This window comes from Terasakiispira papahanaumokuakeensis, assembly GCF_001709345.1.
Lineage (GTDB): Bacteria > Pseudomonadota > Gammaproteobacteria > Pseudomonadales > Halomonadaceae > Terasakiispira > Terasakiispira papahanaumokuakeensis.
Genome location: NZ_MDTQ01000001.1, coordinates 39,188 through 51,260 on the forward strand (window position 1 = coordinate 39,188; position 12,073 = coordinate 51,260).

At 50.9% G+C, this 12,073-nt stretch carries 8 protein-coding genes; 6 read left to right on the forward strand and 2 right to left on the reverse strand.

All coding sequences use genetic code 11. The features are described from left to right. Positions 1–40 precede the first annotated feature (40 nt). Together BFW38_RS00195 and recJ are read left to right on the forward strand one after the other, a co-directional pair. Positions 41–355 carry an AtuA-related protein gene (locus BFW38_RS00195; RefSeq protein WP_068996583.1) on the forward strand — a complete coding sequence of 105 codons (315 nt, stop codon included), beginning with the start codon at positions 41–43 and terminating at the stop codon, positions 353–355. A gap of 190 nt (positions 356–545) precedes the next feature. Then, complete coding sequence (gene recJ / locus BFW38_RS00200) at positions 546–2,354, forward strand: single-stranded-DNA-specific exonuclease RecJ (protein ID WP_068996584.1); 1,809 nt, start codon at positions 546–548, stop codon at positions 2,352–2,354. Between the two features lie 52 nt (positions 2,355–2,406). Here recJ and BFW38_RS00205 read toward each other — a convergent pair whose 3' ends face one another. Beyond that, positions 2,407–2,877: a FliG C-terminal domain-containing protein gene (locus BFW38_RS00205; protein WP_068996585.1), complete on the reverse strand. Its 471-nt coding sequence runs from the start codon at positions 2,875–2,877 to the stop codon at positions 2,407–2,409. After that, the gene (locus tag BFW38_RS00210; protein WP_068996586.1) at positions 2,874–3,989 is read right to left on the reverse strand and encodes a hypothetical protein; all 1,116 of its coding nucleotides are present in this window, start codon (positions 3,987–3,989) and stop codon (positions 2,874–2,876) included. Before BFW38_RS00210 ends, BFW38_RS00205 begins: the two co-directional genes overlap by 4 nt. Positions 3,990–4,385: 396 nt before the next feature. Between BFW38_RS00210 and prfB the strand changes: the two genes are divergently transcribed. The 4 genes from prfB (at position 4,386) to BFW38_RS00230 (ending at position 11,706) form a co-directional block, all read left to right on the forward strand. Then, positions 4,386–5,484 (forward strand): peptide chain release factor 2 gene (prfB, locus tag BFW38_RS00215; RefSeq protein ID WP_139116528.1). Its coding sequence is split into 2 segments (ribosomal slippage): positions 4,386–4,460 and positions 4,462–5,484, totalling 1,098 coding nucleotides; the frame shifts between segments, so codons are not numbered across the junction. A 170-nt stretch (positions 5,485–5,654) separates the two neighbouring features. Continuing rightward, positions 5,655–7,154: a lysine--tRNA ligase gene (gene lysS, locus BFW38_RS00220; protein WP_068996587.1), complete on the forward strand. Its 1,500-nt coding sequence runs from the start codon at positions 5,655–5,657 to the stop codon at positions 7,152–7,154. A gap of 302 nt (positions 7,155–7,456) precedes the next feature. Further along, entirely contained in the window at positions 7,457–10,975 is a 3,519-nt protein-coding gene (locus tag BFW38_RS00225) for a DUF4347 domain-containing protein (protein WP_175400905.1), read from the forward strand. A 161-nt stretch (positions 10,976–11,136) separates the two neighbouring features. Beyond that, on the forward strand, positions 11,137–11,706 hold the full coding sequence (locus tag BFW38_RS00230) for a DUF4347 domain-containing protein (RefSeq protein WP_068996589.1): 570 nt from the start codon (positions 11,137–11,139) through the stop codon (positions 11,704–11,706). Positions 11,707–12,073 lie beyond the last annotated feature (367 nt).

Consider the following 12,073-nt stretch of genomic DNA (forward strand, 5'->3'; position numbering starts at 1 on the left):
CAGGTTGAAGCGAAGAGATTGGCAAGGAGAGAGTGACAAGATGAAACTAAGAGAGATTGCGCATGCGCGAACCGGAGATAAAGGCAACATCTCCAACATCGCTGTAATTGCCTACCAACCTGAAGACTTTGATTTTTTGGTTCAGCATTTAAGTGAAGAGCGGGTCGGGGCTTTGTTTTCTGATATTGTCCATGGCCCAGTTAAACGCTATGAGCTGCCAAAACTCGGTGCTTTGAACTTTGTCATGTCACAAGCGTTAGGTGGCGGAGTGACGCGCTCTTTGGCGTTAGATGCCCATGGTAAAAGCCTGAGTGCCTATTTGCTGGATCTTGACCTGCCGGATCGCGGGGCTTGATCACTTTGGGCCTGCCTAGATGAATCCACATGCGTTATGTCGACAAGGGGTGTGACAGTATTTAGTGGTCTCTGATGTTAAAGTAGTCAACTCGATTCGAATGGTATGATGGCGGAGCGCGTTGAACGCTCCGTTTCTTTTTGATCGCCTTAAGGCGATCATCGCACTGATTCTCTATGACTGACCCTCAATGACTGACTCTGATTTTCGCGAACCGCTGACCCTGCAACGGCGCCCTCTCAATGAGGCCCTGTATCAGGCGGCTCAAGCCCAAGGCGTTCATCCCCTGCTCGCGCGGGTTCTAGCGGGGCGCTTGTCCCCGGAGCAACTGCCGGACCCACAGCTGTTATCAGGTGTGGTGGCGCCGGCGTTGCAATACCTGCCACCGCCCCAGTTACTGGCGGATCAAGCGGTTGCGACTGCGCGCTTGATCCAAGCGATTGAGCAGGAGGAGCGGATTGGTATCCTCACGGATTATGATGTCGATGGGATTACCTCGCATGTGGTGTTTTACCGAGCGCTCACTGAGTGGTTTGGGGTCCCCGCAGAGCGTTTGCATAGCCTGATTGGTCACCGCTTGAATGATGGTTATGGGGTAAGTGATCCATTAGTGACCCGTATTCTGGATGATGATGTACGTCCTTCACTCATCGTGACGGCTGACTGTGGCTCATCGGATGAAGCTCGTATTGCCCGTTTGAACGCAGCGGGTATCGATGTCGTGGTGACTGATCACCATGCTTTGCCGGAGGCGGGGCCACCGGCATCGGCCTTGGCGGTGATTAACCCCACTCGACGAGATTGCGACTATCCCGATGCGACTATTGCCGGTTGTATGGTGGCCTGGTTGTTGATGGCGGCTTTACGCCAAGCGTTGATTGATCACGGACGGCTGCCGCCTGACACCGCTAAGCTGGGCAGTCTCCTGAGTTATGTGGCGTTGGGTACTGTTGCTGATTGCGTCTCTTTGGGTGCCAGTCGAGTCAACCGGGCGGTCATCCGTACAGGTTTATCGTTGATCAATCGATTTGATCGCCCTTGTTGGGAGGCGTTACATCAATTATTGGGTGAGCGTACGGAGCAATTTGATGCCGGTACCTTGGCATTTCAGGTGGGGCCTAGAATCAATGCGCGATCCCGAATGGCCGACCCTTATGCCGCGCTACATTTTATGTTGGCGCCGGATCTTGCCACCGCTCAGCATTATCTGAATGTACTGGACAGTGATAACCAAGATCGTCGTCAAGTCGAGCAGCAAATGGTCGCCGATGCGCGCCAAGCGGCGGCGGAGCAGGTCAAGGCGGGGTTGCAGTCACTGGTGGTTTATCTGGATGATGGCCATAGCGGTGTTCAGGGGATTGTGGCTTCGCGACTGCTGGAGCGCCATGGACGCCCGACCGTTGTCTTGACGCCCGCCAATGAGCCTAAACAGCTCGTTGGATCTGCCCGTAGTGTTCCCGGTGTGCATATTCGTGATGCGTTGCAGCGGGTAGATCAGCTTTATCCGGATATTCTAGTGAAATTTGGCGGCCATGTGGGGGCTGCAGGCCTCACCCTTTGGCAACATCAGCTGGCGCGCTTTCAAAAAGCATTGGATCAAGCGGTACGTCACCAGTTAGGTCGTCGACGTTTGGGGCCGGTGTTGCTGACTGACGGGCCCTTGAACGCCGACACCATCACCTTAGCCACTTTAGATCAGCTGGCCGCGCTAGAGCCTTATGGGCGAGAATTTGAGGCGCCGGTGTTCGAAGGCAATTTCATCGTCGAAAATTTGCGCAGTGTCGGCCACGAAGGAACTCATATTAAGCTCGATTTGAGCTTGGATGGGGATATGTTCAATGCCATTTGGTTTCGTGCACTGCCCTATCCGGGGGCGCGATTACGCTTTGGCTTAGGCGATACGATTCGGGTGGCCTATAGCTTGGATCGTAATACTTGGCGAGGTCGATCCTCTATCCAGCTGATTGTTCGTCACGCGGAACCGGCCCACACGGCTTAGGGTCGGCTCTCTATCAATACTGATATCAATCCATATGGTGCTCTATGCCCGTTTAAAAATACACCCCTTCAGGATCTCTGAGTTTCAGGTTGCCTTGACGGGCCTTATTCAGCACGTGGGCAAAAAACGGGGCCAATGCCTGTTTAAATTGATCAATACTGGGAATATCCAAGCCATCGTATAAAGGCTCGTCGCGGATCTGTTCTAATCGACGATTAGATAAATGCTGCTGGATCGATTTCTCTAAGGGTTGATGTTTGAACAATCTCAGTAAGCAAGCCAGTGTTTCCAGACTGGCCTCACGCAGCAAGTCTTGTAATTGCCTGGGGGGGAGCAATAACAAACTTTGCATGAGCTGTCGGTAGAACTGCTCCAGCGTTTTACGAATATGTTGCTCATCGGTTCCCATCGCTTGGTCAAGAGCAATCAATAACAAGAGCCCATCATGTAGATTCATGTTCATGTGGAGCACTTGATCCTGCAAAATCAGTTGTTGATTTTGTACGACAACATCCAGGCTCATTCGGGACCTCCAGAGGCGCGTTGTGTGCGAATCAGCTGATTTAATTCGGTGAGTAAGTGGCGCAGCTGGACATCGTTAAGTTTTTGGGGGGCCTGTTGGCGCAACTGCTTGTACAGTTTGCTGGGCAGGGTGATGTTGAGTTTTTGGTGCATCAGCCTGGATTCTACCTGGCCGGTTGCGCCGATCAGGTGCAATAGCTGTTGACGTGATAATTGCTTGAGCAGTTGTTGTAGCGCGGCGGCTTGTAAGTTGCCGAGTTGATCAAGGAAGTGTCGGCTTTTATCTAAGAGTGCTTTACTTGGCGCCGTGCTATCGCTTTGTGCTTTTTGTTGATGTCGGGCCGGTGCCAGCCAGCTACTCACCAATTCGCACAGTTGATCTCGTACCCATTGTGGTTGGGGTGGCATGCGGTCGAGTTGTTGTTCCAGTTGTTGATATTCTGCGGGTGTCAGCTGCTCCTCCAGCCAGTGATCATAGTTTGACCAGCGCTGCGTGCGTGCCAACTGCCAGAGTTGTAAGCGCTGTCTGGGTTCTAGCAATTGAAAGATCTGTTGGCGTCGTTCAGGTGGAATCTCTGGGAGCGATTTGAGCCATACGGCTTGCTCGGTAAATTGCTGTGCTCCGACGTCGGGATCGTAATTCATTGGCGGGAGCGGCGGCATAACATTGCCCAAGCACTCCGCCAGCATGGGGTGTAGTGCCTCAAAAGCCTCAATGACTCGGTCAGCGGGTATCGGGGCACTTTGGGCAGCACTCTCTTCGAGTTGTTCGACGGCGCGTTGTGACATGAGGGTGCTGAGGCGATCAATAAATGCCGGCTGATGCTGGCGTGCAAAGCGCCATAAAGGCACCAGCTGCGAATATTCCATTTGAATGACCACTTGGCGTGCTTGCTCATCGTCAAGCCATAACATGAGCTCCAGCAGGAAAGTTAACTGTTGGAGGTGCTCGAGTTGGCCCTCTTTACGACTTAATGGATCTTTGAGTGCATTGCGTAATGAGCGGTCCAGGTTTTCACGTAACGTCGGGCCTTGGGCATGACCAATCTGCGCCTGTACTGGTCCCATGGTGAGTTCCAGGTAGTCGGGGCGGCTGTGAACCTCTATTTCCATCAGGCCGTGGTCTCCTTACAAATCAAATGGCAAGTTGCCTGCGATGGACTCTCGAATTCGGAGCCTTCTTGCTTGCCAGTGTAGGGTAATTAGGCGTGAAAACAGCCTGTCAAATGGCGTTTTTTTGCAACAGCTTATTGCAGAAATAGCGGCAATGTTCAAGTCAGGCTGTCGTGAGGTGGGTGACGATAGCGCCTGGGTTGGCTACAATAATGGCCCTTTGGCATTGGCTTGCCAATGTGTCTGAATTTATTCCCGATTGAGCTGATGCAGCGTGAAGTCCTTGTCGTGGATGCGGAGTCTGGCCCAAGCGGGCTTGCGCCTAACCGACAATGATGAAGCACGTGGCATGGTCTATTTCGGGGCGAATATCCTGACCGAGTGAATAACATTATCATGTTGGAAATCAATCCGATTAAGCATCTGATCAAGGAGCTGTCCGAGCGGGCAGAGGTCCTGAGGGGGTATCTTTGACTATGCCGAACGTAAGGATCGGCTAGAAGAAGTCTCTCGCGAGCTAGAACAACCCGATGTCTGGAATAATCCCGAACGTGCCCAGGCGCTGAATAAAGAAATGGCGCAGTTGGATACGGTCGTGAAAAGCCTGGATGAGTTATCCAATGGGCTCAATGATGCGGATGAGTTGTTGGAGATGGCTGCTGAGGAGCAAGATGACGAGGCCGTCGCCGAAGTCGATGCAGAAGTGAGCCGGCTACAAGCGGTATTAGATAAGCTGGAATTCCGTCGGATGTTTTCCGGTGAGATGGATGCCAATAATGCTTATCTGGATGTTCAAGCAGGGTCTGGCGGTACAGAGGCACAGGATTGGGCTAACATGCTGCTGCGCATGTATTTGCGTTGGGCTGAGCATCATGGCTTTAAAGCGGAAATCGTCGAATTGTCGGCGGGAGAAGTGGCGGGGATTAAGTCGGCGACCATTCATATTCAGGGTGAATATGCGTTTGGTTGGCTACGAACAGAAACGGGCGTACACCGCTTAGTTCGTAAAAGCCCGTTTGACTCAGGTGGCCGTCGCCATACGTCATTCGCTTCTATTTTCTTATCGCCTGAGATTGATGACAGCTTTGAGGTGGATATTAATCCATCCGATTTGCGCGTTGATACTTACCGATCCAGTGGCGCGGGTGGTCAGCACGTTAATACGACCGATTCTGCCGTCAGGATTACTCACGAACCCACAGGCATTGTGGTGGCGTGTCAGAACCAGCGTTCACAACATGCGAACCGCGATTTTGCTATGAAGCAGTTGAAGGCGAAGTTGTGGGAGTATGAGATGGACAAGCGCAATGCTGCGAAGCAGGAAGCTGAAGACTCCAAGGCCGACATTGGGTGGGGGAGTCAGATTCGATCTTATGTTTTGGATGATCAGCGCATTAAAGATTTACGTACAGGGGTTCAATCCAGTAATTGCGATAAAGTGCTGGATGGCGATCTGGATCAGTTTATTGAAGCCAGTTTGAAGCAAGGTCTGTAGTTCATCCAAGACCGCTGTTGAGTCAATGCTGTTGTTTGTTCCATGTTGTTTCTGTGCCATATATCGCGCTGCCCTAAGCCTCATCGATAAACGAGCTTAGGGCGCGTGCTGATTTCATGGCCCGCTGAGGTGGGTCTTTCTTTAACCGTTTTCTTATTCCAGGTAGCGCCATGTCCCATCAAGATGATGCCCACCAGGACGAAAACCGCCTGATCGCTGAGCGCCGCACTAAGTTAAGCGAGCGCCGCGAGCAAGGGCAGGCTTTCCCTAATCAACGTCGCCGAGATAGTTTGGCTGCAGAGCTGCAGGCCGAGCTGGGTGACTTTGATAAGCCCACACTGGAAACCAAGAACCGTCGCGCCAGTGTGGCCGGACGTATCCTACGGATGCGCGGTCCTTTTATCGTGATTCAAGATATGAGTGGCCAAATCCAGCTGTATGTGGATCGCAAGGGCTTGCCCGAGGCGATGCGTGCGGATATTAAAAGCTGGGATCTCGGTGATATCGTCTGGGCTGAAGGGCCGGTCCATAAATCCGGTAAAGGCGACTTGTACGTACACATTGAAGATTGCGAGTTACTGACCAAGAGCTTGCGTCCTCTGCCCGATAAGTTTCATGGGTTGTCTGATCAAGAAATGCGCTACCGTCAACGTTACGTTGACTTGATTGTGACCCCTGAAAGCCGCCGGACTTTCCAAGTTCGGGCCGGTATTGTGGCCGCGATCCGCCGCTTCTTAATCAATCGCGGCTTCATGGAAGTCGAAACGCCAATGCTGCATCCGATTCCGGGTGGGGCGACGGCTCGGCCTTTTGTGACCCATCACAATGCGCTGGACCAGGACATGTACCTGCGCGTGGCGCCGGAGCTTTATCTGAAGCGTTTGGTGGTGGGCGGTTTCGAACAGGTTTTCGAAATTAACCGTAACTTCCGTAATGAAGGTTTATCCACACGCCATAACCCCGAATTCACAATGTTGGAATTCTATTGGGCTTATGTGGATTATCGCGATTTGATTCGCTTGACCGAAGAGCTGTTGCGTAGCGTTGCCGAAGAGGTACTGGGGACTACGGCGCTCTCTTATCAGGGCGAAACGCTTGACCTGGGCAAACCTTTCGATGTGCTCACCATGCGCGATGCGATCGTGCGTTATGGCGACAACATCACGCTGGCACAGTTAGACGATTTGAATGAAGCGCGTGCCTTGGCTGAATCGCTTGGGATTAGCGTCAAACCAAGCTGGGGACTGGGCAAAGTCCAGACTGAAATCTTTGAGGAAGTGGCTGAGCATCAACTGCGCCAGCCCACCTTTATCACGCGTTATCCGGCTGAGGTCAGCCCGCTGGCGCGTCGTAGTGATGATGACCCCTTCTTTACTGACCGTTTTGAGTTCTTTATGGGCGGGCGTGAAATCGCCAATGGCTTCTCAGAGCTGAACGACGCGGAAGATCAGCGTGATCGCTTCTTGGCCCAAGTGGCAGAAAAAGAAGCCGGTGACGATGAAGCGATGTATTTTGATGCCGACTATGTCAGGGCACTGGAATACGGGATGCCGCCGACAGCCGGTGAAGGGATTGGGATTGATCGGTTGGTGATGTATTTCACCGACAGCCCGTCGATTCGGGATGTGCTCTTATTCCCAGCGATGCGTCCGGAAGGGCAGCAGGAATAAAATCCTCCAACCGCCCATCATGGCATCTTTTGTTGCCATGATGGGTGAAGTGATTTGACGTGTTGGCTATAAAAAAGCGCTGTCCCGAGGGATGGCGCTTTTTTATTAGGTCAGGTTGATGAGGTCACCTGGGGCGGGTTGATGAGGTTTGGCATGGAATGGTGAGTGACGATATACAGGCTTTTTACAGTGACTTTGTCGGTTATTTTACATCTAGATGCGGCTCGTTATTCTCAGGTTAACACCCGGTACTCATAATAATGTATTTGTAATGCTTTTTAAGTGAAATGTGGGCCGGGGTCATGATGAAAGCTGATTGGGGTGAGAGCACTGTTGTAGTCAATCGTTATCGTTCTTTCCGACGAGTTTATTTTATTGATGCCGGAGTCGACGATTCGAGCCAGTTGTTAGCCCAAATGCAGCCAGGCGATATCGGTGTACGACTGCCTTATGGGGCGCGTGCATTGGATACGATGGTTGAGTATATGGCGACTCATCCTCAACCCGACGCGGTGGCCCTCATTGCTCATGGAGAGCCTGGCGCTTTTCAATTGGGTGGTCAGCATATCAACACCCAAGCGCTGATGCGTGACCAAAGCTTGTGGCTGCGCATCGGTCAGTATTTAGGACACCGGGGGTCTTTGGCGCTTTTCAGTTGTCGTCTGGCCCAAGGGGAGAAAGGTCAACAATTTTTAAAACAGCTGGCGCGTATTTCTGGCATTGCTCATATCGCCGCTTCTGCCCGGACATTAAGTCCACAAAAGGGGTGGTGGTTGAATATTCGCCATGGCGTGCCCTCACAAGACGTTGATGTGATGGTCTCGCGCTTTTCGCATTATCCTCATGCCCTTGCTTCTACCGATATTCACTTCACGTTTGATAAAGCCAGTATAGAGGGTAAGACCGCAGTTGAAACTCATGACGGCCTGACGATGCGTGTTACGGCGCCGGGCATTCCTAGCGTCAGTTTTAAGGGCGGTATGTTTGCAATGGAGGCTGCTAAGGCCAAAAACAGTCTGATCGAGGTGCAGTTTGATCAACCGGTGGTGCTGAATGATTTATTTATCCGGGTAATCCGCCTCAAAGATGGGTCTTACGGTGGGACGACATTTCTCTATCAAACTGACGCAGGTGAAGATAAGACGAGTTTTTACAAAACTTCGTCCTCTCATAAGAGGGCTTCATTTGATCAACCCTTTCAGACGCTCACTATGGAGCAAGTTAATCCTAATTTTGAAAATAGTGAGTACGGTATTCGTTGGTTGTTGGATTACCTTAAGGTAACCCCTGTTCCTCAGTTCGAGAGTGCACGTTACGACGCTGATAGCGGGATTTTGACAGTCGAGGGGCGCTATTTTGCCAGCCAGTCAAATGGGGACGACATTGATGCTTCAAAAATCACGTTAGTGGGGCAAGGAGGCAAGTCCTATACGCTCACAAAAGCATCTAGTGGCGAGCTCAGTTCTGACCAGCAATTTAGCTTACAACTTTCATCGGCTGATCAAGCGGCCTTAACTGCGTTAATGAACCAAAATGGTGTTGCGGCCTTTGATGATTCGGCTTATCAACTGCATTTTGCCGAAGGTTTCAATACGCCTTTGCCTAAGGTATCCATCAGCGCCCCGAGTACGAGTAGCCCTGTGACGGTTTCAGGCATCTCTCCTGTCGATGTGACGGAGGCGGCTTACAACATGGAGAGCGGTACATTAACGATCAGCGGTCGTGGTTTTGCTGTTGATCCCAATGCTGATGATATCGATGCTCAAAGTATTACGCTGATCGGGACTGGGGGTGAGCGATATACCTTGAGCGATACCGCCGATGTTGAATTGATGTCTGAGCAACGTTTTCAGCTCTCATTATCGGATCAGGATCAGCAAGCCCTTCGTGCGATTTGGGATCAGTCAGGCACTCAAGCCCATGATGCGACGGCTTATCAAGTTGAGCTATCGACGGGCTTTATGACGGCACGTCCCGGGGCCTCAGGGACGTCCTCGGTCACCGTTGGGCAAGTCCCCGTTGCGGATATGGTTGAGGTGAACTATTCAACGGCCAGCGGTTTGCTGACGGTCACTGGCCACGATTTTATGGCGCAGGCGGATGGCTCTGATATTAATGTGAGCTATCTCACCATTACTGGCGCTAATGGACGCGCTTACACCTTGTCTGACTCCTCTGATGTGGCGTTGACTGATCCCCAGCATTTTAGTGTGCAGTTATCTGATCAAGACCGGGCGGCGGTCAGTCGGTTACTGAATGAAAATGGTCTGAAAGCCTTTGATGGTACGCCCTACCAGTTATCGGCAGGGGCTGGGTTTATGCCCGTGCGAGACTGGATCAGTGATGCCGCGGTGAACACTTTCGAGGTGACGGATGTGGCCCCTGTCGTCTTTTCAGGCTTCCATTATGATATGGCGACAGGGTTGCTTTCAGTTGATGGGAGCGGCTTTGTTGCTGACATGTCAGCTGCGGATATCGATACAAGTTTGTTGGCGTTGGTGGGGGCTGGGGGGGAGCGATATACCTTGACCGACACTGCCGATGTCGAACTGATGTCTGATCAACGTTTCCAACTCTCATTATCGGATCAGGATCAGCAAGCATTGCGAGATTTGTTTGACCGTTCTGGCGACAGTGCTTTTGATGACACGGCCTATCAAATCGAGTGGCAACAAGGCGTTATTTTGGCTCGACCTGGCACCTCAGGCAAGGCGTCTCTGGAGGCTGTTAATGTTCCTCAGCCGGCAATTGAATCGGCCCGGTATGATGTAAAAACAGGCCAATTAGATGTGGTCGGCTCTGGATTTCTTCATGTTGATGATCAACTGGATGTCGATGCCTCAAAGATTACGTTAGTCGGTGATAATGGTCATGATTTCACTTTAATGAATACGAGTGATGTCAATATTAAAAGTAGTACATCATTCACTTTGACTTTGTCGGCTAGTGATCAGAAGGAAGTCATCGCATTTTTAAATCAAAATGGCACTGTCGCACAAGACAGTACCGCTTATAGTGTTAAAGCGGCGTCAGGTTTCATGGTCGCACGGGATCAGGTTGCTGATGTGGCCAATAATCGTCTGACTGTGTTTAATATTGCGGATCCCGACTCACAGCCGACCCCCGATACTACCCCTGACCCGCAGCCGACCCCGGGGATTGATTCCGGTCCAGCGCCACGGCCTGATCCAGATACTAACCCCAACCCACACCCGACCCCGGGGACTGATCCCGATCCAGCTCCACGGCCTGACCCAGAGCCGCAGCCTAACGATGGTGATAATGGCGATAATATTCCTGATGTTGAACAGGCCTCGGTGACCTCATTGGTCTTTCTTGAGACCCCAATGCCTATCAGTCAGCCGAATAATGCACCTGCCACCTATGTCTCGTTATCCACAGACGAGGGAAATATGTTGCAAGATGTCATGCAGCAGGATGCGCTGCATGATCTACCGACCAGTATGAAAATGCCCATGGGTATGTTGACCTTCAAGGCGGTGGTATTAACCGGACAAGTGGCTAACTTTCAGCTTGTGGTTAATGATGATTTGGGTGTTGACGGTTACTGGAAACAGGATGCTCAAGGCGAATGGGTGAATCTGGCCAGTGAAGCGATGGGAGGCGATATGGTGAAATTCGACGACCATTTGATGTTGACTTTTTCAATTATGGATGGCGGCGAGTTTGATGGGGATGGTGAGGCCAATGGCCAAATTGTTGATCTAGGGGCCCCAGGCCGCTGGGTTGAGCCGCCTATGCCGTTTGATGAAACGCATCACGGTCACGATCATTTTGACTGGTTTACGCTGACCGATTGATGTTGGTTTTGCGCTTCTTTAGATTCATTGTAAATACACCATTTCATAAGATTACGTGGACTTTCTTTGTATTTATAGTGTGTTAACAGGCTTTCCGGACAATGATTCATTAAATATGAATCATTGTTTTGTAATGATCTCATTGAGATCTGGAAGATGCTATGAACCTGAGTCATTGGATTGACCGTAGTCCTGCGGTGCTTTCTGGTCATTATGAAACCTTGAGCATGACGCGTGTTTACTTTATCGATGCGGCGATTGCGGATGCCCAGACATTAATTAATGGGATTGAGCCGGGTGCTGAAGTGGTTCGTTTATGGGCTGGGATGGATGGTATTCACCGTATGGCCGACTATCTGGCAGGCCACCGCCAGCTAGATACGATTCATTTAATGGCGAACGGCTCTTCTGGCTGCCTCTACTTAGGCAATACGGTGCTTAACCAGGACTCTTTAATTCGTTACGTAGAACCGCTGCATCGCATTGGTCAGGCACTAAAGTCATCAGGTGATATTTTGATTTATGGTGAGAATGTGGCCCAAGGGGAGGCTGGCCATGAATTATTGGAGGGGCTTTACTGGACCACTAAGGCTAATATCGCCGCTTCAAGTACACCGCTAGGCGGTACTCATGGTTGGGTACTCGATACCTTAGTTGGCGATGTCACTTCTGAAATTGGGATTTCATCGTCAGCTTTGGATACTTTTTCTAAGCACCGCGTTGCGGAGTGAATTGTTTTTACGTATTGAACGCATAGGGCAGGCTTAATTGAATTAGGCCTGCTGACCTTTGTTAACAGAAGTTAGCCCTTGGATCTGATAAATTATTTCGTGCCTTGATTTTTGATTGCGTTGGCCTCGTCAATATTCATTTGACCTTCAATTGCTGACTAATTATTTAACATACAGGGTTTGGGTACTGGCAGCTTGAAGAGCGGGTATCATCAATGAAGTGATTAAGATTGCCATAAGAGCGCTGCTATTAATAAAAATAAATCAGGTGACCCCATTGATATTGGCCTTTTCATCGGTGAGCCCTTGTTGTCGGGCATTCCCGAGGTTGAGAGCTGTTCTATGGTTGGCATGATGAGTGAGAGAA